Below are 25,911 nucleotides of genomic sequence, written 5' to 3'. Positions count from 1 at the left end.
TGATGAAAGGCCACGCACCGTTGCCAAGTCCTGTTTCCCCCGACGCCCTGGCCGGCAGCCTGGGCATGTTCCTGGCCGGCGAGCCCGTGCACCTGCTGGCCCAGCATGCGCTGTGGTGGCCCGCCCAGGGCACGCTGTTCATCGCCGACCTGCACCTGGGCAAGGCCGCCACCTTCCGCGCGCGCGGCATTCCCGTGCCGGCGGGCACCACGCAGGGCAACCTGGAGCGGCTATCGGCCCTTCTTCTGGGCCTGCCCGTGCGGCGGCTCGTGGTGCTGGGCGACTTCCTGCACGCGGCCGAGGCACGCAATCCTGCCGTACTGGCTGCACTGGCCCGCTGGCGCAGCCGCCATGCGGCTGTGGAACTGGTGCTGGTGCGCGGCAACCATGACAGCCACGCAGGCGATCCGCCGCCCGCGCTGGGCTTTGCCATCGTGGACGAGCCCTGGCACCTGGGGCCGTTCGCCGCCTGCCATCACCCCCCGCCGCCAACGCAGGACCTGCAGGCGCAGCAGGCCCGGCCCTGGCATGTGCTGGCCGGCCATGTCCATCCCGCCATCGTGCTGCGCGGCACCGGCCGCGACGCCCTGCGCCTGCCGTGCTTTGCCGTGCACGCGGGCTTTACCCTGCTGCCCGCCTTCGGCCTGTTCACCGGCATGGCCAGCCTGCCGCCCGAGCCAGGCCGCCAGCTCTTTGCCGTGGGCGCGGACCGGGTCTGGGCCGTGCCTGGGTGAGCCCAGGGATGTAATCGGGCGTAATTCTCCGCAAGGCCGTTGTTCCCTACAGTGACTCCCGCAGCAAGCGTGGCGGGACAGCAGGCAGTGCCCGGGGATGCCGCAGCGCTTTTCGTTCCACCAGGAGGAATGCATGGGCGTTCAACTCAATTTCTTCAACCAATCGAACGACGCGAACCACCCGCAGATCGTCATCTTCCAGAAGAACGTCGCCAGCGACCTCGATGCGCCTGCCGTGGCGTGGCGCGTCATCAAGTACTGCGGACAGGGCGACAACCATCCGTTCACCTTTCCGCTGGGCCTGCAGGTCGGCGCCAGCGACAGCCATGGCAACTGCACGCCGCAGCTGGAGGCGCAGTACGGCCAGCAGTTCCAGATGGCACCGTCCACCGCCGGCGATCGCCTGGCGCCCGCAGGCTACGGCGCCAGCTCCAAGGAAGTGCAGGTGCTCAACGCGCTGCCCCAAGGCGCCATCAACGCCAGCTGCTACAAGGACGGCAGGCTGCTGGCCGTCAAGACCGCGATTGCCCCCCGGCAAAAGGCCGTCTTCGAATTCAAGCCCAGCATCTGGATCGGCGTGGCCTCGCACATCCAGCAGGGCCAGATCATGAACTCGGCCATCGTCTCCCAGATGAACACCGAAATCTCCCTGCTGGGCATCTCCCGTGCCGACATCGTGATGCGCGGCGGCGGCTCGGGGGCGAATTCCCGCCCCTTCTCGTTCTCGCTGGAGAACGTCGTGATGTGCTGATGCAGGGTCGCGGCAAGGGGAGGGGGGGAGCAGGGGCAGGAGCAGGGGCAGTGAGGGGGCGGAGAGGGGACGCAAGGGCCTGTGCATGACGGTCTGATGACGGCTGTCACATCCCTGTCATGGACGCAGCCAAGAATCCCGCACTTGCCCGGCCCGCGCAGGCCACTTCCGCAGGTGCTTCCTCCTCCCCATGACCGATGCAGCCTCCCCCCTGGCACAGGCCCACGAAGACGCAGGCCTGATCTGCGGCTGGCGCTTCTTCAGTGACACACGGCAGTGCGTGCAGGCCGTGACGGCGCCATCCGCCGCGCAGTGGCTGGCCGATGCCGCAGCCCGGTCCGATGCGGGCCGGCGCGATTTCCTGTGGCTGCACTTCAACCTGACCCACACCCAGTCCCTGCGCTGGCTGCAGCGCCATGCGGGCCTGCCCGACGTGTTCTATGCCGCCCTGCGCGAGGGCCTGACCTCCACGCGCATCGAGCGCGCCGACGACAGCCTGGTCGCCGTGCTCAACGATGTGAACTTCGAGTTCAACTTCGATTCGGCCGACATCGCCACGCTGTGGATCTGCCTGGACGAGCGCCTGGTCATCACCGCGCGCACCCAGCCGCTGCGCTCTGTCGATGCCCTGCGCGACGCCGTGCGCCGCGGCGACAGCCCCGCCAGCACGGCCGAGCTGCTGGAGCACCTGATGCGCACCCAGGCCGATGTGCTGGTCAAGGTGGTGCGCGAGACCACGGCGCGCGTGGACGATATCGAGGACGCCATCCTGGCCCAGCGCTACCACCATCCGCGCGCCCACCTGGGCCGGCTGCGCCGCCTGCTGGTGCGCCTTCAGCGCCTGCTGGCGCCCGAGCCCGCCGCGCTGTTCCGCCTGCTGCAGCAGCCCCCCGGCTGGATGGGCGAGGAAGACCGGCGCGGCCTGGCCGCAGCGAGCGAGGAGTTCTCGCTCATGCTGCGCGACATGCAGACCCTGCAGGACCGCATCAAGCTGCTGCAGGAAGAGGTGGCCGCCGCCGTGAACGAGGACAACAGCAACAGCCTCTTCGTGCTGACCGTGGTCACCGTGCTGGCCCTGCCCATCAACATCCTGGCCGGCCTGTTCGGCATGAACGTGGGCGGCATACCGCTGGCCGAGCACGAGCACGGCTTCTGGATCGTGGTGTCCATCGTCGTCGCCTTCACCGTCATCGCCGCATGGCTGGCGTTTCGCAAGAAGCGGTACAGGGATTAGGGGACGTGTCAGGGAATCTTGCAGAAGAACTCGCAAAATATCTCGCACTAAACGGATTTCATCTATATAAATCAGCTGCTTATATAGGTGATCAATGTCGCAAAAATTCCTGCTCTACGACCATCCTGCCCAGATGGAGCCGCTGCTGCCGGGGGAACACAAGCTGGGCCCTTTGCTGGAGCTCTCCCATGACCTGATCAGGTTGGGTGAGCGGCTGGCCGGCCGCTACCGACCAGACACATTGCCAGGCCTGCGCCGGCTGCTTCGGGCCATGAACTCGTATTACTCGAACAGGATCGAGGGGCAGCACACCTTTCCGCTGGATATCGAGCGCGCCCTGCACAACGACTATGCGCAGGACGAAGATCAGGCCCGCCGTCAGCGATTGGCGCTGGCGCACATGGCCACTGAAGAGCAACTGGAGTACAGGTCCACGCAATGGACGAATGCGCAGGTCTGGACCCCCCAGATGCTGGCCGATATCCACCAGGATCTCTTCGCCCGTCTGCCCCAGGCCGATCTGGAGGCCGGCGCCCTTGGCGACGATGCCATCGAGCCGGGTCGATGGCGCACGCGGGAGGTTAGCGTGGGCAGGCATGCGGCGCCTGCAGCGGGGCAGTTGCCATTTTTTCTGGACCGCTGGTCGAGCTTCTACTCAGGCGTGCGCCGTGGCGAGTTGCAGCTGGTGGCCATGGCCGCTGCGCACCAGCGCCTGGCCTGGATCCATCCGTTCCGGGACGGCAACGGGCGCGTGGCCCGGCTGCATTCACATCTCGTACTAACCCACATGGGCCTGAGCAATGGTCTGTGGTCCCCCCTGAGGGGGTTCGCACGGTCGCAGGAGCGCTATTACGCCTTGCTTGCCGCCGCAGACGAGCCGCGCCGTGGTGACCTTGATGGCCGTGGCAATCTGACCGAACTGGGGTTGATCGACTGGATCGCATACGTGCTGGAACTGTGCATGGACCAAGTGAGCTTCATGGAGGGACTTCTGTCGCTGGACGGCATGAAGGAACGCATGGCGGCATGCCTTGCCTATGAGGAACGGGTGGTGCGCCAAGGCGTGCGCAGCGAGGCATTGCGCGCATTGCACTATCTTTTTGCGGCCCAGGCGGAGATGGATCGGGCCGACTTCAAGGCCATGCTGGGGTTGGGTGACCGGCTGGCCACCGCCCAGGTATCGGCACTGCTCAAGCGCGGCCTGCTGGAGACGGATTCACCGTATGGAAGAGTGCGCCTGGGCGTGCCGCTGCACGCCCTGCGTTTTTACTTCCCCCGCCTCTGGCCGGAAGCGGAGGCTGACTCGCTGTAGACGGCTCCTCTCAGGCCGCCACAGCCCTCGCCCCGAACACCATCGCCCGCAACTTGCCCAGCAGCGGCCACACCAGCATCAGCAGGGCCAGCGTGGTGATGGTGCCGGACAGGCCGTTGTGCCAGAAGATGCCCAGCGCGCCCTGGCTGGAGAGCATGCTCTGGCGGAAGGCGTCTTCCATGCGGTCGCCCAGCACGATGGCCAGCACCATGGGCGCCAGTGGATAGTCGAGCTTCTTGAACACGTAGCCGACCACGCCGAAGACCAGCATGAGCCAGATGTCCGTGGCATTGCCGTGCACGGTGAAGGCGCCGATGGCGCAGACCATGAGGATCATGGGCGCGACGATGGAAAACGGCACGCGCAGGATGGCGGCGAACAGCGGCACGGTGGCCATGACGATGACCAGGCCGGCGATGTTGCCCAGGTACATGCTGGCGATCAGTCCCCAGACGAAGTCCTTTTGCTCGGTGAACAGCAGCGGGCCGGGCTGCAGCCCCCAGATCATCAGCCCGCCCAGCAGCACGGCCGCCGTGGCCGAGCCCGGAATGCCCAGGGCCAGCATGGGCAGCAGGGCCGAGGTGCCGGCCGCGTGGGCGGCGGTCTCGGGGGCGAGCACGCCTTCGGGGTTGCCCTTGCCGAAGCTGTCGGGGTCGCGCGAGAACTTCTTGGCCAGCCCGTAGCCCATGAAGCTGGCCGCCACGGCGCCGCCCGGCGTCACGCCCATCCAGCAGCCCACCAGGGCCGAGCGCAGCATGGTCAGCCAGTAGCGCGGCAGCCGGGCCCAGGTCCTGAACACCACCTTGAGGTCGATGGAGGCCTTCTTGCCCTTGAAGGCGAGACCTTCCTCGATGGTCATCAGGATCTCGCTGATGCCGAACAGGCCGATCACCACCACCAGGAAATCAAAGCCGCGCAGCAGCTCCGTGGAGCCGAAGGTCATGCGCAGGTCGCCCGAGATGGTGTCCATGCCCACGGCTGCCAGCAGCAGGCCCACGGCCATGGCGGCCACGATCTTGGCCTTGGGCTCCTTGCCCATGCCGATGAAGGAGCAAAACGTCAGGAAGAAGACCGCAAAGAACTCCGGCGGCCCGAACTGCAGCGCGAACGAGGCCACGACCGGCGCCAGGAAGGTGATCAGCATCACGCCCGAGATGGCGCCGATGAACGAGCCCGTGAAGGCCGTGGTCAGCGCGGCCCCCGCGTGGCCCTGCTGGGCCATGGGATAGCCGTCGAAGGTGGTGGCCACCGACCAGGCCTCGCCCGGGATGTTGAACAGCACCGAGGTGATGGCGCCGCCGAACAGCGCCCCCCAGTAGATGCAAGACAGCAGGATGATGGCCGAGGTGGGCGACATGCCGAAGGTCAGCGGCAGCAGGATGGCCACGCCGTTGGGGCCACCCAGGCCCGGCAGCACGCCGACCACGATGCCCAGCAGGATGCCCGTGAGCATCAGCCCCGTGTTCTGCCAGGTGGTGACGGCCGCGAAGCCGTGCGCGAGGTATTGGAGTTCGTCCATGGTGTTGCTCCGTGGCGGCGACAGGGGTCAATAGCCGAGCCAGGCTTCAAGCGGACCCTTGGGCAGGGGCACCTTGAACTGGATCTCGAAGACGTAGAACAGCAGCACGCTGGTGAAGCCCGACAGCGCCACGGCCTTCCACCAGGGATAGCGGCCCGCAAACACCATGAAGCCCGTGATGAACAGCACCGAGGCCGCGTAGATGCCCAGCGGCGCGATCACGGCGATGTAGGCCGTCAGCGGCAGCAGCACCTGGGCCACGCGCTTGAGCTGCAGCCAGCTGGCGAACTGCTCCTGGCTGCGGCTGCGCAGCGCCTGCACGAAGACGGCGATGGCGCAGATGCCCAGCACGGCGCCCACGCGCAGCGGGAAGTAGCCGGCCTGCGGGCCGGTGTCGCTCCAGCCTGCGCCAATGCGCTGGTTGTCCCAGACCACGAGCACGGCCAGCGCCAGCAGCACGGCGGCCACGCCGTACTCCACATGGCGGCGGGACAGGCCGGGGGCCTGGGCTTCGGTGGCGGGGATGGATTCGGTGGCCGCGCTGGAGGCCTGGGCCGGGGCTGCTGCTGCCGCTGCGTTGGAGGAGGGCGGGGCAAGGTGGATGGCGGTGTCCATGGCGCGGCTCCTCACTTGGCGGCGGCGGCCACGCTGGCCGACAGGAAACCGGCCTTCTTCATGATGTCGAGGTGGCGCGTCTCGTCCTTGGCCAGGAAGTCCACGAAGGCCTGCCCCGTCATGTACTCGGGCTTGAGCGCGTTTTTCTCCAGGTACTCCTTCCACTCGGGCGTGGCCACCACCTTGTGCATCACGCCTGCATAGAACTGCGCCTGCTCGGGCGTGGTGCCGGGCGGCAGGAAGAAGCCGCGCAGCATGGTGTATTGCACATCCAGGCCCTGCTCCCTGCAGGTGGGGATGTCCGACAGCGCCTGGCTGCCCGTGACCTTGGCCGTGTACTCGATGCGCTGCGTGTCGAACACGCACAGCGCCCGCACCTGGCCCGCGCGCCACTGCGCCATGGACTCGCTGGGGTTGTTGACGTTGGAGTCGATGTGCTTGCCCACCAGCTGCGTGCTGGCCTCGCCGCCGCCCTTGTAGGGGATGTAGGTGAACTTCACGCCGGCGGCCTGTTCCATGTTGGCCGTGATGATCTGGTCCTCGCGCTTGGAACTGGTGCCGCCCATCTTGAACTTGCCGCCGGCCTGCCGCGCGGCGGCCAGGTAGTCGGCGGGCGTCTGGTAGCCGGTCTCGGCATTGACCCAGAGCACGAACTGGTCCTGGGCAATCATGGCCACGGGATTCAGGTCGCGCCACTGGAAGGGCAGGGCCGTGGCCATGGGCAGGGTGAAGATGGCCGTGGAGGCCACCAGCAGCTTGTGCGGGTCGCGCGCCGAGGCCTTGACATCCAGAATGCCCTCGGCGCCGGAGGCACCGGCCTTGTTGAGGATGACCACGGGCTGCTCGATCAGCTTGTGCTTGGTGACGATGGCCTGGATCACGCGCGCCATCTGGTCCGAGGCGCCACCGGCCGAGAACGGCACGACGAGTTCGACGGACTTGGCGGGCTTCCATTGCGCCCAGGCGGCAGGGGCGGCGAGGGTGATGGCGGCGGTGGCGGCGAGGGTGGCGACGGCAGTTGCCGCCAGGCGGTTGCGGGGCGATGTCATGTCTCTTGTCTCCTGTTATTTCCTGGTATGGGTGCAATCCACGATCAAGGGGGCGAGCCATGTGCTCCGGCTCTGCCAAGGGGTTTCGGCGCGGGGCCGATGGGTTCAGGCGGCCTTGCGCAGCGCACCGGCTGCGGCGTGGGCCGCGAAGTAATCCATGGACGCCTGCACGCCGCTGCCGGCCAGACGGATGCCGGACAGCTTCAGCCCCATCTCCACGCCCGCCACCATGGCCAGCAGCGTCAGGTCGTTGCTGTCGCCCAGGTGGCCCATGCGGAACATGCGGCCCTTGAGCTTGCCCAGGCCCGCGCCCAGCGACAGGTCGAAGCGCGTGTGGATCAGGCGGCGCAGGGCATCGGCATCCACGCCCTCGGGCGTGATCACGCCGGTGAGCACGGGCGAGTAGACCTGCGGATCGGCGCACTGGATGGGCAGGCCCCAGGCCTGCACGGCGGCGCGCACGCCGGCCGCCCAGCGCTGGTGGCGCGCAAACACCGTATCCAGCCCTTCGGCCAGCAGCATGTCCAGCGATTCGGACAGGGCGTACAGCAGGTTGGTGTTGGGCGTGTAGGGCCAGTAGCCGGTCTGGTTCATCTCCACGATCTCGTCCCAGGCCCAGAACGACTTGGGCAGCCTGGCGCTTTTGGCAGCCTCCAGCGCGCGTGGCGACAGCGCGTTGAAGCTGATGCCGGGCGGCAGCATCAGGCCCTTTTGCGAGCCGCTGATGGTCACGTCCACGCCCCATTCGTCATGGCGGTAGTCGGCGCTGGCCAGGCCCGAGATGGTGTCCACCAGCAGCAGGGCCGGGTGGCCCGCCGCGTCGATGGCCCGGCGCACGGCGGCGATGTCCGAGGTCACGCCCGTGGAGGTCTCGTTGTGCACCACGCACACGGCGCGGATCCGGCGCTCCGTGTCCTTGCGCAGCCGCGCCTCGATCAGCCCGGCCTGCACGCCATGGCGCCAGCCCGGCGCCTGGGGCAGGTGCTCGTCGGAGCCGCCATAGGACAGGAACTCGGTGGACAGGCCCAGGCGCGTGGCCATCTTCTGCCACAGCGAGGCGAAGTGGCCGGTCTCGAACATCAGCACATGGTCGCCAGGGCTGAGCGTGTTGATCAGGGCCGCCTCCCAGGCGCCCGTGCCGGAGGCCGGATAGATCACCACCGGATGCCGGGTCTTGAAGACCTGCTGGATGCCGGCCAGCACCTTCAGGCCGAGCTGGCCGAACTCCGGCCCCCGGTGGTCGATGGTGGGCAGGCTCATGGCCCGCAGGATGCGGTCGGGAACCGGGCTGGGGCCGGGGATCTGGAGGAAGTGGCGGCCCGTGGGATGGTTGTCGAGCGTGAGCATGGTGCGTCCTTTTCAAGGAAATGCCAGGTCGGTCTGCGGGGGAGGGTGTTTGCAAATTTTTGCATTCAAAATTCATAAATGCCTTGGTGATAACCATGAATGCCTTAAGAAATGCTTGCGTAAAAATGAATGCAAAATTCATTCGACCAGGAGAATCCATGGCGGAGATCATCGAGATTTCGCGGCTTGCCCTGCATGACCAGGTGGCGGCGCGGCTGCGCACCTGGCTGGTGGAGGGGCGCATACCGCCCGGCGCCAAGCTCAACGAGCGCGCGCTGTGCGAGCAGTTGCGCGTCTCGCGCACGCCGCTGCGCGAGGCCATCAAGCTGCTGGCCTCCGAAGGGCTGGTGGACCTGGTGCCCAACCGCGGCGCCGTGGCCGTGCGCCTGGGCGAGGCCGATGTGCTGCAGACCTTCGAGGTGCTGGCGGGGCTGGAGGGCATGTCGGGCGAGCTGGCCGCGCAGCGCATCAGCGAGCAGCAACTGGCCGAGGTGCGGGCCCTGCACTTCGAGATGCTGGCCAGCCATGCGCGCCAGGACCTGTCCGGCTACTACCGGCTCAATGCGCTGATCCACTCGGCCATCAACCGCGCCGCCGCCAACCCCGTGCTGGCCGAGACCTATGGCCGCATCAACGCCCGCGTGCAGTCGCTGCGCTTTCGCACCAACCAGGACGCGGCCAAGTGGAAGCGTGCCGTCCAGGAGCACGAACGCATGCTGGAGGCGCTGCAGGCGCGCGATGCCGCCGCGCTGCGCCAGGTGCTGGTCGCCCACCTGGAGCACAAGCGCGACACCGTCATCGCCCTGCTCAAGGCAGGCCAGATCTACCCACGAACCATGAACGAATGAGAGCCGCCATGCTGATGGAATCCACGCACCGCCTTGCCGCTTCCCCCGACGACACCGTGCCCGCCCCCGGCACCGTGCTGCCGCCCGACGATGTCAGCCAGATGCTGGCGCGCCGCCTGCGCTCGGACACGCGCGGCCAGGTCCTGTTCGACGCCGCCTCGCGCGGGCGCTATGCCACCGATGCCTCCATCTACCAGATCATGCCGGTGGGCGTCTTCGTGCCCACCTGTGAAGAAGACATCGCCACGGCCCTGCAGATCGCCCGCGAGCTGAAGGTGCCCGTGCTGCCGCGTGGCGGCGGCACCAGCCAGTGCGGGCAGACCACGGGCGCGGCCCTGGTGATCGACAACAGCAAGCATTTGCGCAACATCCTCTCGGTGGACCCTGATGCAGGCACGGCCGAGGTCGAGCCCGGCCTGGTGCTGGACCACCTCAACGCCCGGCTCAAGAAGCTCGGCCTGTGGTATCCGGTGGACGTATCGACCAGCGCCCAGGCCACGCTGGGCGGCATGGCGGGCAACAACTCCTGTGGCTCGCGCTCCATTGCCTACGGCAACATGGTCCACAACGTGCGCGGCGCCCGCGCCTGGATGGCCGATGGCGAGCTGCTGGACTTCGGCCCCGTGGCCCAGGCCACGGGCCGCGCGGCGCGCATTGCGCAATTCGTGCACGGGCTGGCGCAACAGCACCGCGAGGACATTCACGCCCACTGGCCCAAGGTCATGCGCCGCGTGGCCGGCTACAACCTCGATATCTTCGACAACCAGAGCGAGCGGCCCTACACGGCCGACGGCAGCGTCAACCTGGCCCATCTGCTGATAGGCGCCGAGGGCACGCTGGCCTACACGCGCTCGCTCACCCTGCAGCTCAGCGCGCTGCCGCGCGCCAAGGTGCTGGGCGTGGTCAACTTCCCCACCTTCCACGCGGCCATGGACTCGGCCCAGCACATCGTGAAGCTGGGCCCCACGGCCGTGGAGCTGGTGGACCGCACCATGATCGAGCTGGGCCTGGCCAACCCGGCCTTCAAGCCCACCATAGAGACCGCGCTCATCGGCCGGCCCGCCGCCATCTTGCTGGTGGAATTCGCCGGCGACGACCGCGCCGCGCTGCTGGCGCGGCTGCGCCAGCTGGTGGAGCTGATGGGCGAGCTGGGCCTGCCCGGCAGCGTGGTGGAAATGCCCGAGGAAGCGGCCCAGAAAAACCTCTGGGAAGTGCGCAAGGCGGGGCTGAACATCATGATGAGCCTCAAGGGCGACGGCAAGCCCGTGAGCTTCATCGAGGACTGCGCCGTGCCGCTGCAGCACCTGGCCGAGTACACCGATGCGCTCACCGAAGTGTTCGCGCGCCACGGCAGCCGGGGCACCTGGTACGCCCATGCCTCCGTGGGCACGCTGCATGTGCGGCCCATCCTGGACATGCGCACCGACGGCGCGGCGCGCATGCGCGCCATTGCCGAGGAAGCGGCCGAACTGGTGCGCAAATACAAGGGCGCCTTCAGCGGCGAGCACGGCGACGGGCTGTGCCGCGGCGAGTGGATTGCCTGGCAGTTCGGGCCCGCCATCACCGAGGCCCTGCGCGCCATCAAGCAGGAGTTCGATCCCCAGGGCCTGTTCAACCCCGGCAAGATCATCGATACGCCCAGGATGGACGATGGCCGGCTGTTCCGCTTTGCGCCCGCCGATGCGCCCCGGCCCTACCGGCGTATTCCCATCACGCCCGTGCTCGACTGGTCCGCCTGGAACGTGCAGGCCGACCCGGTCACCGAAGTCACCACGGCGCCCGGCACGGGCGGCGACGTCACCGGCGGCTTTGCCAAGGCCGTGGAGATGTGCAACAACAACGGCCACTGCCGCAAGTTCGACGCCGGCACCATGTGCCCCAGCTACCGCGTCACGCGCGACGAGCAGCACCTGACGCGCGGCCGAGCCAACACCCTGCGCCTGGCCATCTCGGGCCAGTTGGGGCCGGACGCCTTCACCAGCGAGGCCCTGCACGACACCATGGACCTGTGCGTGGGCTGCAAGGGCTGCAGGCGCGACTGCCCCACGGGCGTGGACATGGCCCGCATGAAGGTGGAATTCCTGGCCCACTACAAGGCCCGCCATGGCCACACGCTCAAGGACCGGCTGGTCGCCCATCTGCCGCGCTACGCGGCCACGGCCAGCCGCATGCCCTGGCTGCTGAACCTGCGCAACCGCCTGCCCGTGCTGCGCCAACTGGGCGAAAAACTGCTGGGCCTGTCCGCCCGGCGCTCGCTGCCGGCCTGGCGCAGCGACACCTTCTGGCGCGCGCCCGAAGCACATGCCCTTCTTGACCGCGACCAGGCCCTGGCCCGCGCGGCGGCCGGCGAGCGCGTGGCCGTGCTCTTCGTGGACACCTTCAACGGCACCTTCGAGAGCGAAAACGCCCTGGCCGCCGCGCGCGTGCTGCAGGCGGCCGGCTATGCGCTGCATACCGCCAGCAAGTCCGCCAAAGAGGGCGGCGGCCACCACTGCTGCGGCCGCACCTACCTGGCCACCGGCATGGTCGAGCAGGCCAAGGCCAGCGCGGGTGCGCTGATCAACGCCCTGGCGCCATTGGCCCGCGCCGGCATTCCCATCGTCGGCCTGGAGCCCTCCTGCCTGCTGACCCTGCGCGACGAAGCCCTGGTCATGGGCCTGGGCGAGCCTGCGCAGGCGGTGGCTGCACAGGCCCTGCTGTTCGAGGAATTCATTGCCCGTGAAGTGAAGGCCGGCCGCTTTGCGCTGCCGCTGCGTGCGGCCGAGGCGCCCATCCTTGTGCACGGCCATTGCCACCAGAAGGCCTTTGGCGCGGTCAGCCCCATCCTCGACGTGCTGCGGCTGATTCCCGGCGCCCAGCCCGAGCTCATCGAAAGCTCCTGCTGCGGCATGGCCGGCAGCTTCGGCTACGAGGCCAGCCACCACCAGGTGTCCATGGACATGGCCGAGGCGGCCCTGCTGCCGGCCATCCGCCAGCGCCCCGAAGCCATCGTCGTGGCCGACGGCACCAGCTGCCGCCACCAGATCGCCGACGGCGCGGCGCGCGAAGCCGTGCATGTGGCGCGGCTGCTGGAAAGCCTGCTGGACGCCCGCTGACTGCCCGCTGATCGCCATCCTCCATCCCGCACAAGACCAAGGCACTCCCATGAAGCACAAGTCCTGCCTGGACCTCCAGGACATCAAGACCATCGCCCAGGCCGCCGAGGCGCATGCCACGGCGCGCGGCTGGGCCGTCAGCATCGCCATCGCCGATGACGGCGGCCACCTGCTGTGGCTGCAGCGCCTGGACGGCGCGGCACCGGCCTCGGCCCACATCGCGCCGGCCAAGGCCCACGCCGCAGCACTGGGCCGCAAGGAAAGCCGGCTCTATGAGGAAACGATCAATGGTGGCCGTACCGCCTACCTGAGCGTGCCCGCGCTGCAGGGCCTGCTGGAAGGCGGCGTGCCCATCACCAGGGAGGGCCACTGCCTGGGCGCCGTGGGCGTCAGCGGGGTGAAGCCGGCCGAGGATGCGGAGGTGGCGCGGGCGGGGATTGCGGCGCTGGGGGCCGCGCCGCAGCGGTAGGGGCCCTGGGCTTCAGCGCGCCTTGCGCGGCTGCAGGGCCTCGGCGCGCAGCATGGCCAGCACGGCATCGCGCTTGTGGTGCAGGTGGGTGACCAGCAGCTCGCGCAGGGCCGTGGCGTCGCGTGCGCCCAGGGCCTCGATCATGGCTTCGTGCTCCTTGACGGCCTGCTTCCACTTGGCCGTGTCCAGGTTGGTGCGAAAGCGCAGCGACTGCACGCGGTTGTTGATGCGCTGGAAGGTTTCCGTCAGTACGGGGTTCTTGGCGGCGCTGTTCAGCGCCGCGTGGATGGCGGCATTGAGCCGGTAGTAGGCGGACACGTCGGCGCGCGCCACGCTGGCCATCATCTCGTAGTGCAGGGCGCGGATCTCGGCGAATTCCTGGTCGGTGATGCGCTGGGCGGCCAGTTCGCCCGACAGGCCCTCGATGCCGGCCAGCACCTCGAAGGCGTGCATGACGTCGGCCTCGCTCAGCTTGACGGCAATGGCGCCGCGGTTGGGCAGCAGGTCGGCCAGGCCTTCGGCGGCCAGCAGCTTGATGGCCTCGCGCAGCGGCGTGCGCGAGACGCCGAGCTGCTCGCACAGCTCGCGCTCGTTGAGCTTGGCGCCCGGGGCGATGCGCCCCTCGATGAGCATGGACCGCAAACGGTCCGCCACCTGCTCGTGCAGCGCCGCCCGCGATATCTCGATGATCTCCGCCATCTAGCGGTCTCCTTGGCTGTTCCTGGCTGGTGGATGCCCCCGCCACAGGTATTGCGCCATGCGGGGCGGCGCCGATGTTAGCCGAGTTTGCATCCCCTGCGGGCCGCCGGGCGGGCGCACGCGCTGTCCCTGCCAAGCACTACAGGCTTTTCAGCAGGGGCCTACGGCCGGCGGAGACTCTTGATCCCACCATGGATGCCGATCCGACAGACCAACCAGGGAAAAACAATGGCCCAACCAGGAATCAGGCTGCAGATCCAGGTGGATCTTGCCTATGACATCCGCGATCCGGCCGGGGCCGACTTCGTGTTCAACATCCATGCGGCCCACACCTCGCACCAGACGGTGGAGAACGAGCGGCTGGTGCTCAGCCAGCCGGTGGAGCCCGACATTGCCACCGAGCCCGCCACCTCCACCCGCTTCATGCGCCTGCATGCCAACCCAGGCCCACTGCACCTGACCTACACGGCCACCGTCTGCATCGCGCACCACCGCGAGGATCCGGCGGCGCTGGGCGAGGTTCCGGTGCGCTGCATCCCGCTGGAGGTCCTGCCCTACATCTACCCCAGCCGCTACTGCCAGTCCGACCGGCTGATGCAGCTGGCCTTCCGCAATTTCGGCCACCTGGCGCCCGGCTATTCGCGCGTGCTGGCCATACAGCAGTGGGTGCAGGAGCTGGTGACCTTCGCTTCGGCCACCAGCAACTCGTCCACCTCGGCCGTCGATACCCTGGTGGAGCAGGTGGGCGTGTGCCGCGATTTCACGCACCTGATGATCGCGCTGTGCCGCGCGCTGAACATTCCCGCCCGCATCGCCACCGGCACGGACTACGGTGCCGACCCTGCGCTGGGCCCGCCCGATTTCCATGCCTACGTGGAAGCCTACCTGGGCGACAGGTGGTACCTGTTCGATGCATCGGGCACGGCCATTCCCATGGGCTTCATGCGCTTTGGCACGGGCCGTGACGCGGCCGACGTGGCCTTTGCCACCATCTTCGGCAACGTGGTGGCCATGGCCCCCATGATCCAGACACAGGCCCTGGAAGACGAGCACAGCCAGCTGCCCCGGCTGTGCAGCGAGGCGCTGTCGACCACCGCGCCTTCGCCCGCCGTGCTGTCGGGCTGCGCATCGTTTGGCAGCACGGCGGACCGAAGGAGCTTCAGGCAGCTGCCTGCCTGAGCTGCCTGCGCTGCGTGAAATGCCTGGGCTGTGTGAGGCGCGCGGCGGCGGTCCTCAGAAGCGGTGCGTTCCCGTCACCGCAAAGGTGCGCCGCTGGCCGTAGAAGCAGTCGCCGCGTGCCAGGCACTGCGTGATCTGCACCTTGTCGGTCAGGTTGACCACGTTGAAGGCCAGGCGCCATGGGCCGGCGTCATAGGACACCATGGCGTCCAGCAGGGTGGCCGAAGGCGTGTCTACCAGGCTGGTGCCCGTCCACTGCGAACCCGTGTAGCGCACGCCCGCACCCAGGCTCCAGCCGCCGCGTCCTTCGCTGGCAAAGCGGTGCGTCAGCCAGGCCGACGCCGTGTGGCGCGGCACGCTGGTCACGCGCTGGCCCTGGTCGCCGCCATTGCTGCGGGAGATGACGGCGTCGGTGTACGCATAGGCCAGCGTGGCGTCCCAGTGGCGGGCCAGGCTGGCGGTCAGCTCGGCCTCGAAGCCGTTGACCTTGACCTCGCCGATCTGCAGGCTGTTGAGCGGGTTGGCCGGGTCGGTGGTCTTGCGGTTCTTCTCGCGCAGCGTATAGACCGCGGCAAAGGCCGACAGGCCCTGGCCCGGTGGCTGCCATTTCACGCCGGCTTCCCATTGCTCGCCGCGCTGCGCCTTGTAGGGCGTGCCGTAGACGTTCACGCCGCCCAGCGGCTGGAAGGACTCGGAGTAGCCCAGGTAGGGCGCCCAGCCACCGTCCATCTGGTAGGTGGCGCCTGCGCGCTTGGTCCAGGCCTTCTCGTCCACGGCGGAGGCGGGACGGCCTTCGGTGTCCGTCTGCGCGCTGTCGTGGCGCAGGCCCAGGGTGGCGGTCCAGCGGCCCCACTTGATCTGGTCCTGGGCGTAGAAGCCCAATTGCTTTTGCGACACGCCCGGCTGGCGCACCAGCTGCGAGGCCGTGGGCGGCGTGAAGTTGCCGTAGACGGGGTTGTAGACGTCAAACGGCGCGGTCACTCCGCGCCAGGTGGACTGGCTGGTGCTGTTGCGCTGCGCATCCATGCCGGCCAGCACGGTGTGCTCGGCCGTGCCCCAGCGCAGCTTGCCTTCGAGCTGCGTGTCGATCACCAGCATGCGCCCGCCGTTGACCTGCCAGGAGGCATCGCGGTAGACGCTGCGGTTGTCGGGGTTGAAGACCGGGCGCGCAGGGCGGCCCTGGCCGGGGATGGCGGTGAAGCTGGTGTAGATGGAGCGGTAGTCCACGTCGCTGATGGTGCGCCGCAGGTTCTGGCGCACGGTCCAGTCCGCGTTCAGGCGGTGGCTGAACAGGTAGCCCCAGGATTTGTTCTCTGTGTCGAACGAGTCCCAGCCGGGCTCGCCGATGAAGGTGCTGGTGGGAATCTGGCCGTAGGGGCTGGGCAGGCGCGTGCCCTGCCAGGGGAAGAAGCCGATCAGCGAGCCGCTCTTGTCCTTCTGGTAGAGCGCCTGCAGCGTGAGCGAGGTATCGGCGCTGGGCCGCCAGGTCAGGCTGGGCGCGATCACCAGGCGGTCATCGTTCACATGGTCCACCTGGGTGCCGCTTTCCCGGCCCACGGCCACCAGGCGGTACAGCCACTGGCCGTCTTCGGTGACGGCGCCTGTCAGGTCGGCGGCGATCTGCTTGCGCCCGTAGCTGCCCATCTGCACCTGCACCTCGCGCAGCGCCTCGGCCTGCGGGCGCTTGCTGGTCAGATTGAGCACGCCGCCCACGCTGCCCTGGCCGTAGAGCACGGAAGAGGGTCCGCGCAGGAATTCCACGCGCTCCAGCGTGTAGGGATCGGGCCGGCTGGTGTTGTAGGTGCCGTAGGTGCGCAGCAGCCCGTCCTGGTACTGGCTCACGTTGCCGCCGCGTGCCGAGAAGCTGTCCACCCGGCTGTCGAAATAGTTGGACACCACGCCGGCGCTGTAGGCGGTGGTCTGGCGCAGCGTCTGCACGCCCTGGGCCTCGAACTGGTCGCGCGTGACCACGCTGATGGCCTGGGGCGTCTCTATCAGCGGCGTGTCGGTCTTGGTGGCCGAGATGGCGCGCTTGGCGGTGAAGCCCACCACAGGGCCGGTGGGATTTTCCTTCTCGGTGCCTGCGTTCACGGTGACCGGGGCGAGCGTGGCCTCGGGGACCTTGTCAGGCTGGGCCTGTGCGTGGGCTGCGCCGCACAGGGCAAGCAGGGCGGCATGCGCAACTGCCGTGCGCGAGAGTCTTTGGGTAAGCATGGTCAATGGTCGAGAGCTGGGAAACCTGTGCCGTGGGGCGTGCTCTGGGTGCGTCGGCGCTGCTGCCGGCCCTGGGGCCAGCAGCGCAGCCTGTCATGGCGGGTGCGGATTCTAGAATGACAATGGGAATGATTTCTTTTTCTTTTCATTTGTATGTAGCATGCAACGCATTGTTATCAATTTGATAGCGTAGAAGCTTGTTCTGAAGGGACCTGTGGGTCGATGTGCAGGGCGGTGCGATACGCGTACGGTCTTGCTTGCGGGAAGTCCGCGCAGCGTGATAGCCCTCTTCGTGCCGGGGCGCCAACCGCCCCGGTCGCCTCAGGCCTGGGCGGCCTGCAAGGGGTTGCCTGGGTGTGAAACGGCCTCGGGCCACAGCCGACCGGCCGCCGCCTGCAACGCTTGCACCAACTGCTGCGTATCCGTCTTGCCGGTGGCGTGCAGCGCTTCGGTCACGATCAGCGCGTTGACGGTGGATTCGCGCACTGCCGAGTGGCCGCTTTGGCGGTTGCACCAGCGCCGGGCGTGGGCGCGGCCAGCCGTGTCGGCAAAGATGATTTCGCCGGGCTCGGGATATTCGATCTCGCCCGAGAAGGTCTCGTAGACCTCGCTGCCGGTTGCGGGGCGCACCTGCAGGCAGCCGCTGATGCGGTCCAGGTCGAAGACGGCCACGGGAATGGCAAAGGCCACCGAGGCCGCATTGCACAGGTCCACCAGCGGATGCAGGCCGGGAAGATCACCCTCCTTGCGCAGGCGGCGCAGCAGGGCCTCGGCGGCGCAGCGGTATTGCGTGGGCTTGAGGCCCATCCTGGCAAAGCCGCGCCGCCAGGCCTGGATGGATGGCATCTCGCTTTCCGGGGTGCAGGCCAGGTTCTGCCTGGCCTGTGCCATGAAGGGGGCGATCACGGCGTGTGCGGGCACGTCGGGTGACAGGCCGCGCAGCAGCAAGGTCTGCGAGGCCAGTTCAGGAAAGTCGCGGGGGATGGAGGGTGAGTAGGAGAACTGCAAGATCGGGCCTTGTGAGTGGGGAGGGGATGTGATCTCCATCCTCGCCAGGCCGGTTTGCGTGGTCTTGAAGGAAATTGCAGCGCGTCACGCAGTGCAGGCGCTTGCTGCCCTGGCATAGAAGCCGGGCGCCATGCCGAAGCTGCGCACGAACAGGCGCGTCATATGGCTCTGGTCGGCAAAGCCGCTGTGCGCGGCGGCCTCGGCCAGCGGCATGCCGCTGGCGATGAGCCTGCGCGCCTGGTGCAGGCGCCGCTGCAGCAGATAGGCATGGGGCGTCATTCCCGTGGCGCGCGCAAAGGCGCGCAGGAACTGGTAGCGGCTCAGGCCCGCCTCTTGGGCCAGGGCGCCCAGGGTCAGGGGCGCGCCGGGATCGTCGTCCATCCGGGCGCGGGCCAGGGTGATGGGGGCCGGTGCGCGGGGCGCCGGGGCAGGGCGCTGCAGCATGCCGCCCAGCAGCTGCAGCAGGGCTTCGTCCAGGTCCAGGGCGTCCGCTGGCTCGCCGCTGCCGGTCATCCTGCGGTACAGGGTCTGAAAACACGCGCCCAGGCGCGGGTCGCGCACGGCGGGCTGGCGGAACTCGAAGCCGGCCGCCGGGCCTGCGCCATCCATGTCCGCCATGAGCCCGGCCACGACCGATGGTTCCAGGTAGAGCATGCGCCAGGCGCGACCGCCGTCGCCCAGGGGCATGCCGTCATGCAGCTCGCCGGGGTTGACCATGATGAGGTCGCCAGCCCCGGCCTCGTACAGACCTCGCCCGCTGGCGGACTTCTGCGCGCCACGCTCGATCAGGCCGATGCCGTACTGCTCGTGGGTATGCCGCCCAAAGTGCCTCGCCGTGTCGGCGGCCACGGCCTCCACGCCTGCGGTGCGGCAGCGCAGCCAGCTGAAATGCCCATCCGTGGTCGATACCATGCCGCAGCCTTTCTACCCACCCTGGCGCGCCAGCGTGATCGCCAGGCCGGCCAGCCCCGCGCCCACCACCACGGGGATCACGCCGACCTTCCAGCGCAGCAGCGCGGCCGCCGCAGCCAGGCCCAGCAGTGCGGACGGCCAGTCGAAGGGACCCGCCCAGCCCTGTGGCCACAGCACGTGCCAGGCAAAGAACACGGCCAGGTTGGCGATGACGCCCACCACGGCGGCCGTGATGCCCGTCAGCGGCGCGGTGAAGCCCAGCCTGCCATGGGTGGACTCGATGAAGGGGCCGCCCAGCAGGATGAAGGCGAAGGACGGCAAAAAGGTGAAGAAGGTCACGACCAGGGCGGCGGCGGCGCCGGCAGGCAGCAGCGCATCGGGGCCGAACACCTGCGTGCTCCAGCCGCCCAGGAAGCCCACGAAGGACACCACCATGATCAGCGGCCCCGGCGTGGTCTCGCCCAGGGCCAGCCCGTCCATCATCTGCGTGGCCGTGAGCCAGTGGTAGTGGTCCACGGCGCCCTGGTAGAGGTAGGGCAGCACGGCGTAGGCGCCGCCAAAGGTCAGCAGTGCCGCCTTGGTGAAGAACCAGCCCATCTGGGTGAGCGCGCCCTGCCAGCCGAAGGCGGCGGTCAGCAGGCCCAGCGCCAGGGCCCACAGCCCCAGGCTGGCCGCCAGCACCTGGCTGAAAAAACGCCAGCTGAACCGTGCATGGGCCGGTACGGGCGTGTCATCGTCGATGACGGCCGGGCCGTGGCTGCCCCCGCGCGGGCCGTGCCCGCCCGCAGGGGAGAAGTGGCGCGGCGCCAGCCTGCCCCCCAGGTAGCCCAGTGCACCGGCCGCCAGCACGATCAGCGGAAACGGCAGCTTCAGCGCGAAGATGGCCACGAAGGCCGCCGCGGCAATGCCCCACAGCCAGCCGTTGCGCAGGGTGCGCGAGCCCACGCGCCAGGCCGCCTGCACCACCAGCGCCGTCACGGCCGGCTTGATGCCATAGAAGATGCCGGCAACGGCCGGCACATGGCCGAAGGCCACATAGATCCAGGACAGGGCGATGAGCAGCAGCAGCGAAGGCAGCACGAACAGCCCGCCGGCCACGATGCCGCCCCAGGTGCGGTGCAGCAGCCAGCCGATATAGGTGGCCAGCTGCTGCGCCTCGGGGCCGGGCAGCAGCATGCAGTAGTTGAGCGCATGCAGGAAGCGCCCCTCCGAGATCCAGCGCCGCCGCTCCACCAGGTCCTCATGCATGATGGCGATCTGCCCGGCCGGCCCGCCAAAGCTGATGCAGCCCAGCTTCAGCCAGTAGCGCAGGGCTTCGGCGCGGGTGGGGGCCACAGGGGCCGCGGGAAGGGGAGCGGGCGGGTTGGGTGCGGTCTGCAGGCTGGAGGGCATGCCGCAAATGTCTCATACGGCAGCCGCCCCCGATGCCTGAAGGCACCCGCGCTGCGCAGGCGCTACATCTGCCGCGCGGCCTGCTTGACCAGCACCGGCTCGGCCCGGTAGCTGTCCGGGAACAGGCGCTTGAGCTGCTCCACCTTGGGCAGGTCGTTGATGACGATGTAGGGATGGCGCGGGTTCTCGGTCATGAAGTCCTGGTGGTAGTTCTCGGCCGGGAAGAAGCTGGGCTTGTCCTCCAGCCGGGTCACGATGGGCTTGCCGAAGACCTTGGCCGCGTCCAGCTGGGCCACATAGGCCTGGGCGGTCCTGAGCTGCGCGGCGTCGGTGGCGAAGATGGCCGAGCGGTACTGCGGGCCCGTGTCCGGCCCCTGGCGGTTGAGCTGGGTCGGGTCATGGGCCACGGAAAAGTAGATCTGCAGCAGCTGGCCGTAGCTGACCTGGGCCGGGTCATAGGTGACCTCGACCGACTCCGCATGCCCGGTGCGGCCGCTGCTCACCGCCGAATACGAGGCCTGGGCCGCCGTGCCGCCGCTGTAGCCCGATACGGCGCGCTGCACGCCCTTGACATGCTGGAACACGCCCTGCACGCCCCAGAAGCAGCCGCCCGCAAAGATGGCTTTCTGCGGCCCCTGGCCCGTGGCGGGCGCATCCTGCGCGGGTGGCGGAATGCGCACGGCCTGCTCGGCCGCCTGCAGGTCGCTGCCCTGCCACAGCAGGGCGCCGCCCAGCAGCACGGCGCTGCCGGTCAGCAGTTGGAGAAGGCCGCGGCGGCGGGGTGCGGTGGCGAGGGGGGAATCGTTGGTCATGGTGTCTCTCCGGTGAAAGTGAAGCGGCCAGGGATCAGCCAAAGGTGAAGGCATAGGCGGAGATGCCGGGGTCCAGGAATTCGATGCTGAAGGTGCGTTCGGCTGCGCCGCCGTCCTGGCGCACCAGCTGGTACAGGCGCTGCGCGGTCACGCTGCCGCTGCCGTCGGCGGCCACGTCCATGCCGCGCGAGGCGCCGGGCGCCTTGCCGTCTATCAGCACCTTGAAGCGCACGGGCTTGCCATCGCTGCCGGGGCCCAGCACCAGGTGCAGGTCGCGTGCCTGGAAGCGGTAGGTGATGCGGCCGGTGGCGCCGTCCAGCGTGGCGCTTTCCGGGCCCACCGTCCATTGGCCGCTCAGGCCCCAGGCGTTGAGCGGCAGGCGCTCGGGCGTGGCATAGGCGGTGGCCTGGTCGTGCACGGCTGCAGGCGTGGCGGCAAATTGCTCGGCGCGCTCATAGCCCAGGTAGGTCTCGTGCGAGCGCACGGCTGCCATGTCGGCTGGCTGCTGTACGCCCTGGGCCTGCACGTCGATCAGGCCCAGGTCCACCTGCTTCGATCCGGCTTCCTGCAGCAGTTGCTGGATCACGCGCTCGGACTCGGCATAGCCGCCTTCGCCAAAGTGGTGGTGCCGGATGCGGCCCTGGGCATCGATGAAGTAGTGCGCCGGCCAGTACTGGTTGTGGAAGGCGCGCCAGATCTTGTAGCCGTTGTCCACGGCCACGGGGTAGCCGATGCCCAGGTCCTTGACGGCCTTTTCCACGTTGGACAGCTTGCGCTCGAAGGCGAACTCCGGTGCATGCACGCCCACCACCACCAGGCCCTGGTCGCGGTACTTCTCGGCCCAGGCCTTCACATAGGGCAGGGTGCGCAGGCAGTTGATGCAGGAGTAGGTCCAGAAATCCACCAGCACCACCTTGCCGCGCAGTTGTTCGGCCGTCAGCGGGGTGGAGTTGAGCCAGTCGGTGGCGCCGTCCAGCGCAGGGGCCAGCCCTTCGTCCGGCAGGGCGGCGCGGGACGGGCCGCCGGCCATCATTGCGGGACCGGCCTGCATGGCCATGGCGCCACCCTCGGGCCTGCCGCTCAGGCGGTCCACCAGCCTTTGCTCCAGGCCGCCGGTGGAGGCCGTGGACACTTGCGCCAGCACGCCCGTGTCCAGCCCCAGCGCAATCGCGCCCACACCGGCCAGCATGGCTGCGCCCAGCCCGCGCCGCACCCATTCGCCCGCGCCCAGCATGCGCTTGAGCGCCGCAAACACCTTGCCGCCCAGCAGCAGGGCCGCCGCCATGGAGGTGGCCGCACCGGCCGCATAGGCCAGCAGCAGCAGGCTGGAGGTGGTGTTGGCGCCCTGCAGTGCGGCGCCCGTGAGGATCAGGCCCAGGATGGGGCCGGCGCAGGGCGCCCACAGCAGGCCCGTGGCCACGCCCAGCAGCAGCGAGGCGCCGGGGCGGGCGCCGCCGTCCGTGCCCTGGGCACGCTCGGACAGGCGCGAGCCCGCTGCCACCAGCGGCCGCGTCAGCCGCTCGGACAGGCCGGGCCACAGCAGGGTCAGCGCAAACACGGCGACCAGGCCCAGGGCCAGCCAGCGGCCGTATTCATTGGCGGCCACCACCCAGCCGCCGCCCACGGCGGCCAGCGAGGCCACCAGGGCGAAGGTCAGCGCCATGCCCGCCAGCAGCGGCAGGCCGCTTTTGGCGAAGGGCTGGTCGGCGCGTGCAAAGACGAAGGGCAGCACCGGCAGGATGCAGGGGCTGACGATGGTCAGCACCCCGCCCAGATAGGCCAGGACGATCAGCAGCATGGCGTGGCTCCCGGGGTCAGGCCGGCTGGGGCGTGAACGTCAGCGACAGGCCGTTCATGCAGTAGCGCAGGCCCGTGGGCTTGGGGCCGTCGTCGAAGACATGGCCCAGGTGGCCGTCGCAGCGGCGGCAATGCACCTCGGTGCGCAGCATGCCGTAGGTGCGGTCCTGGCGCGTGGCCACGGCCTTGTCCAGCGGCTGCCAGAAGCTGGGCCAGCCCGTGCCGCTGTCGAACTTGGTCTTGGAAGAGAACAGGGGCAGCGCGCAGCCCGCGCAGGCAAAGGTGCCCGCGCGGTGCTCCTTGTTCAGCGGGCTGGAGCCTGCACGCTCCGTGCCTTCCTTGCGCAGGATCCGGTACTGCTCGGGCGTGAGGCGGGCGCGCCACTCGGCATCCGTGTAGCTGACCTCGAAGACCTCGCTGGAGGCGGCCGCTGGCGCGCGGCGCGGGAACAGGCTGGCCGCCAGCACGGCGGTGGTGCCGGCGCCTGCGGTCCACAGAAGATGGCGTCTGGTGGTCATGGTGTGCTCCTGAAGGTTGCGTGCGTCTGAAAACGATGCGATGCCAGTCAGGTTAGGGCGCCGGCCTCCCGAAGTCCTCACGCAGAGTTCAAAGATTCGTGATAACTCCCGGCCCCGGTATTGCGCACAATGGCAGCCACTCCCGCCACTTCCAGGAAACCGCATCCGATGACCGCCACGCGCCGCGTACTTCTCGTCGAGGACGACGCCCATATCGCCGACCTGCTCACGCTGCACCTGCGCGACGAGGGCCTGGAAGTCATGCACTGCGCGCGCGGCGACGACGGCCTGCGCCAACTGGAGCGCGGCGGTTGGGACGCGCTGGTGCTGGACATCATGCTGCCCGGCGTGGACGGCCTGGAGATCTGCCGCCGCGCCCGCGCCATGGCGCGCTACACGCCCATCATCATCATCAGCGCGCGCTCCAGCGAGGTGCAGCGCATCCTGGGCCTGGAGATCGGCGCCGACGACTACCTGGCCAAGCCGTTTTCCGTGCTGGAGCTGGTGGCGCGCGTCAAGGCGCTGCTGCGCCGCGTGGAGGCGCTGGCCCAGAACGCGCGGCTGGAGTCCGGCAGCCTGTCCATTGACGGCCTGGCCATGGACCCCGTGGCGCGCGATGCCCGGCTTCATGGTGCCCGGCTGGACCTGACCCCGCGCGAGTTCGACCTGCTGTACTTCTTTGCGCGCCAGCCCGGCAAGGTGTTCTCGCGCATGGACCTGCTCAACGCCGTCTGGGGCTACCAGCACGAAGGCTACGAGCACACCGTCAACACCCACATCAACCGCCTGCGCGCCAAGATCGAGGCCGACCCGGCCCAGCCCGCGCGCATCCTCACCGTCTGGGGGCGCGGCTACAAGTTCGCCGAAGCGGGCGAGGGCGCATGACCATGAAACTGCGCCTGACACTGACCCAGCGCCTGTCCCTGGTCTTTGCCGTGCTGCTGCTGGTGTGCAGCGGCACCTCGGCCTGGATGCAGCTGCGCGCCAGCCGCATGCACGAGCTGGAAGTGGTGCAGGGCCTGTCGCGCGACGTGGCCGAAAGCATTGCGCGCGACGCCCAGCTGACCGACGCCAACGGCCTCATGCCCGGCGCCGTGCGCAGCTTCTTCAACCAGCTCATGCTGGTCAACCCCAGCGTGGAGGTCTACCTGCTGGACGCCGACGGCCGCATTGCCGGCCATGCCGCCCCCGACGGCCGCGTGCGCCGCGAGCGCGTGGACCTGGCGCCCGTGCACCGGCTGCTGGAAGGCGGCACGCTGCCCATCCTGGGTGACGACCCGCGCAGCACCGAAGGCCGCAAGGTCTTCAGCGCGGCGCCGCTGCGCGTCAACGGCAAGGAAGTGGGCTTCATCTACGTGGTGCTGCAGGGCGAGGCGCATGACCAGCTGGTGGCGCAGGGCTCGGCCAACTCGGTGCTCAGCACGGCGCTGTGGTCCATCGGCCTGGTGGCGCTGCTGTGCCTGGTGGCCGGCCTGGTGGCCTTTGCGCTGATCACGCGGCCGCTGCGCCGGCTCACCGAAGAGGTGGCCGGCTTCGACATCCATGGCACCCCCCCGGACCTGCCGCCCCCCCAGCCCGGCGCCGCGCAGGACAGCCGCGACGAGATCGCCGTGCTGGACGCGGCCTACCGCCGCATGGTGGCGCGCATCGGCGAGCAGTGGCGCGCCCTCACGCGCCAGGACCAGGAGCGGCGCGAGCTCATCGCCAACGTCTCGCACGACCTGCGCACGCCGCTGTCGTCCCTGCACGGCTACCTGGAAACGCTGCTGCTCAAGGACGCCGTGCTCGACACCACCGAACGCCGCCGCTACCTGGGCATTGCCCTGGCACAGAGCCAGAAGGTGGGCGAGCTGGCGCAAAGCCTGTTCGAGCTGGCGCGCCTGGAGTACGGCTTTGTCCAGCCCGAGCCGGAGCCGTTTTCCATGCCCGACCTGGTGCAGGACGTGTTCCAGAAATTCGAGCTGCGTGCCGAGGCGCGACAGGTGGCGCTGCGGGCCGACTTCCCAGCCCGCCTGCCCGTCGTCCAGGCCGACCTGGGGATGATCGAGCGCGTGCTGGGCAACCTGCTGGACAACGCGCTGCGCCACACCCCCGAAGGCGGCAGCATCCAGGTGGCGCTGGCGGCGGCGGGCAACGCCGTCGAAGTCACCGTGGCCGACACCGGCCCCGGCATCCCGGCCGATCTGCGCGAAGGCCTGTTCGAGCGGCCCTTCACCGTGGGCGGCGCCCGCCGCGGCGGCGGCCTGGGCCTGCGCATCGTCCACCGCATGCTGGAGCTGCACGGCTGCCGCATCGAACTGGTGGACCAGCCGGGGCAGGGGGCGAGCTTCCGGTTCGTGCTGCCTGCGGCCGCGCAGGCAACGGGCGCCGGCGCCCGGCCGCGCCAGGGCTGACGCGGATCGTGGGT

Annotated in this window: 22 protein-coding genes; 10 read left to right on the top strand and 12 right to left on the bottom strand. The window is 69.0% G+C overall.

What is annotated here, in order from left to right:
* Window positions 1–2: 2 nt before the first annotated feature.
* The 4 genes from pdeM to ACF8LI_RS14535 all read left to right on the top strand — a co-directional run bounded on the left by pdeM (window position 3) and on the right by ACF8LI_RS14535 (window position 4,031).
* A complete protein-coding gene (gene pdeM, locus ACF8LI_RS14550) occupies window positions 3–734 on the top strand; it encodes a ligase-associated DNA damage response endonuclease PdeM (protein WP_034347934.1) in 732 nt (243 codons plus the stop codon).
* A gap of 133 nt (window positions 735–867) precedes the next feature.
* Complete coding sequence (locus tag ACF8LI_RS14545; RefSeq protein ID WP_016448183.1) at window positions 868–1,485, top strand: hypothetical protein; 618 nt, start codon at window positions 868–870, stop codon at window positions 1,483–1,485.
* 190 nt (window positions 1,486–1,675) lie between these two features.
* Entirely contained in the window at window positions 1,676–2,719 is a 1,044-nt protein-coding gene (locus ACF8LI_RS14540) for a transporter (RefSeq protein ID WP_016448182.1), read from the top strand.
* Window positions 2,720–2,813: 94 nt separating this feature from the next.
* Window positions 2,814–4,031, top strand: a complete 1,218-nt coding sequence (locus tag ACF8LI_RS14535) for a Fic family protein (protein ID WP_016453711.1) — start codon at window positions 2,814–2,816, stop codon at window positions 4,029–4,031.
* A 10-nt stretch (window positions 4,032–4,041) separates the two neighbouring features.
* Here ACF8LI_RS14535 and ACF8LI_RS14530 read toward each other — a convergent pair whose 3' ends face one another.
* The 4 genes from ACF8LI_RS14530 to ACF8LI_RS14515 form a co-directional block, all read right to left on the bottom strand.
* Window positions 4,042–5,550 carry a tripartite tricarboxylate transporter permease gene (locus tag ACF8LI_RS14530; RefSeq protein ID WP_392414237.1) on the bottom strand — a complete coding sequence of 503 codons (1,509 nt, stop codon included), beginning with the start codon at window positions 5,548–5,550 and terminating at the stop codon, window positions 4,042–4,044.
* Window positions 5,551–5,577: 27 nt separating this feature from the next.
* Window positions 5,578–6,165 (bottom strand): tripartite tricarboxylate transporter TctB family protein, encoded by a 588-nt coding sequence (locus ACF8LI_RS14525; protein WP_392414236.1) that lies wholly within the window; start codon window positions 6,163–6,165, stop codon window positions 5,578–5,580.
* 11 nt (window positions 6,166–6,176) lie between these two features.
* On the bottom strand, window positions 6,177–7,214 hold the full coding sequence (locus tag ACF8LI_RS14520) for a tripartite tricarboxylate transporter substrate binding protein (RefSeq protein ID WP_071955152.1): 1,038 nt from the start codon (window positions 7,212–7,214) through the stop codon (window positions 6,177–6,179).
* Between the two features lie 105 nt (window positions 7,215–7,319).
* A complete protein-coding gene (locus ACF8LI_RS14515) occupies window positions 7,320–8,561 on the bottom strand; it encodes an alanine--glyoxylate aminotransferase family protein (protein ID WP_047327241.1) in 1,242 nt (413 codons plus the stop codon).
* A 158-nt stretch (window positions 8,562–8,719) separates the two neighbouring features.
* Between ACF8LI_RS14515 and ACF8LI_RS14510 the strand changes: the two genes are divergently transcribed.
* From ACF8LI_RS14510 to ACF8LI_RS14500, 3 genes are read left to right on the top strand one after another with little or no spacing between them, the layout of a single operon-like run.
* Window positions 8,720–9,409: a GntR family transcriptional regulator gene (locus ACF8LI_RS14510; RefSeq protein ID WP_012204897.1), complete on the top strand. Its 690-nt coding sequence runs from the start codon at window positions 8,720–8,722 to the stop codon at window positions 9,407–9,409.
* 8 nt (window positions 9,410–9,417) lie between these two features.
* Window positions 9,418–12,504, top strand: a complete 3,087-nt coding sequence (locus ACF8LI_RS14505; protein ID WP_392414235.1) for an FAD-binding and (Fe-S)-binding domain-containing protein — start codon at window positions 9,418–9,420, stop codon at window positions 12,502–12,504.
* Window positions 12,505–12,553: 49 nt separating this feature from the next.
* Window positions 12,554–12,973 (top strand): heme-binding protein, encoded by a 420-nt coding sequence (locus ACF8LI_RS14500; protein ID WP_392414234.1) that lies wholly within the window; start codon window positions 12,554–12,556, stop codon window positions 12,971–12,973.
* Window positions 12,974–12,985: 12 nt separating this feature from the next.
* Here the strand turns inward: ACF8LI_RS14500 and ACF8LI_RS14495 are convergent, their stop codons facing one another.
* Window positions 12,986–13,672 (bottom strand): GntR family transcriptional regulator, encoded by a 687-nt coding sequence (locus tag ACF8LI_RS14495; RefSeq protein WP_012204906.1) that lies wholly within the window; start codon window positions 13,670–13,672, stop codon window positions 12,986–12,988.
* Window positions 13,673–13,900: 228 nt separating this feature from the next.
* On the opposite strand from ACF8LI_RS14495, the gene ACF8LI_RS14490 reads away from it, so the two are divergent.
* Window positions 13,901–14,851: a transglutaminase family protein gene (locus ACF8LI_RS14490; RefSeq protein WP_016448176.1), complete on the top strand. Its 951-nt coding sequence runs from the start codon at window positions 13,901–13,903 to the stop codon at window positions 14,849–14,851.
* 54 nt (window positions 14,852–14,905) lie between these two features.
* Here the strand turns inward: ACF8LI_RS14490 and ACF8LI_RS14485 are convergent, their stop codons facing one another.
* From ACF8LI_RS14485 to msrB, 7 genes are all read right to left on the bottom strand, one after another.
* A complete protein-coding gene (locus ACF8LI_RS14485) occupies window positions 14,906–17,065 on the bottom strand; it encodes a TonB-dependent siderophore receptor (RefSeq protein WP_160855647.1) in 2,160 nt (719 codons plus the stop codon).
* Between the two features lie 321 nt (window positions 17,066–17,386).
* On the bottom strand, window positions 17,387–18,073 hold the full coding sequence (locus ACF8LI_RS14480) for a B3/4 domain-containing protein (RefSeq protein ID WP_392414233.1): 687 nt from the start codon (window positions 18,071–18,073) through the stop codon (window positions 17,387–17,389).
* Between the two features lie 84 nt (window positions 18,074–18,157).
* On the bottom strand, window positions 18,158–18,985 hold the full coding sequence (locus ACF8LI_RS14475; RefSeq protein WP_392414232.1) for an AraC family transcriptional regulator: 828 nt from the start codon (window positions 18,983–18,985) through the stop codon (window positions 18,158–18,160).
* Window positions 18,986–18,997: 12 nt separating this feature from the next.
* Window positions 18,998–20,377 (bottom strand): chromate efflux transporter, encoded by a 1,380-nt coding sequence (gene chrA, locus ACF8LI_RS14470; protein WP_392414231.1) that lies wholly within the window; start codon window positions 20,375–20,377, stop codon window positions 18,998–19,000.
* Window positions 20,378–20,439: 62 nt separating this feature from the next.
* Window positions 20,440–21,189, bottom strand: a complete 750-nt coding sequence (gene msrA / locus ACF8LI_RS14465) for a peptide-methionine (S)-S-oxide reductase MsrA (RefSeq protein ID WP_392414230.1) — start codon at window positions 21,187–21,189, stop codon at window positions 20,440–20,442.
* Window positions 21,190–21,223: 34 nt separating this feature from the next.
* The gene (locus ACF8LI_RS14460) at window positions 21,224–22,987 is read right to left on the bottom strand and encodes a cytochrome c biogenesis protein DipZ (RefSeq protein WP_392414229.1); all 1,764 of its coding nucleotides are present in this window, start codon (window positions 22,985–22,987) and stop codon (window positions 21,224–21,226) included.
* Between the two features lie 16 nt (window positions 22,988–23,003).
* The gene (gene msrB, locus ACF8LI_RS14455; protein WP_392414228.1) at window positions 23,004–23,504 is read right to left on the bottom strand and encodes a peptide-methionine (R)-S-oxide reductase MsrB; all 501 of its coding nucleotides are present in this window, start codon (window positions 23,502–23,504) and stop codon (window positions 23,004–23,006) included.
* 168 nt (window positions 23,505–23,672) lie between these two features.
* On the opposite strand from msrB, the gene ACF8LI_RS14450 reads away from it, so the two are divergent.
* Both ACF8LI_RS14450 and ACF8LI_RS14445 read left to right on the top strand, forming a co-directional pair.
* Entirely contained in the window at window positions 23,673–24,389 is a 717-nt protein-coding gene (locus ACF8LI_RS14450; protein ID WP_016448168.1) for a response regulator transcription factor, read from the top strand.
* Window positions 24,390–24,391: 2 nt separating this feature from the next.
* Window positions 24,392–25,897 (top strand): sensor histidine kinase, encoded by a 1,506-nt coding sequence (locus tag ACF8LI_RS14445; protein ID WP_392414264.1) that lies wholly within the window; start codon window positions 24,392–24,394, stop codon window positions 25,895–25,897.
* Window positions 25,898–25,911: the final 14 nt, after the last annotated feature.

The sequence above is a fragment of the Delftia sp. WSY_12 genome (assembly GCF_043104645.1).
GTDB lineage: Bacteria > Pseudomonadota > Gammaproteobacteria > Burkholderiales > Burkholderiaceae_C > Comamonas > Comamonas tsuruhatensis.
Note: the sequence above shows the minus strand (reverse complement) of the source record. Positions and strands in the feature narration are given on the sequence as shown.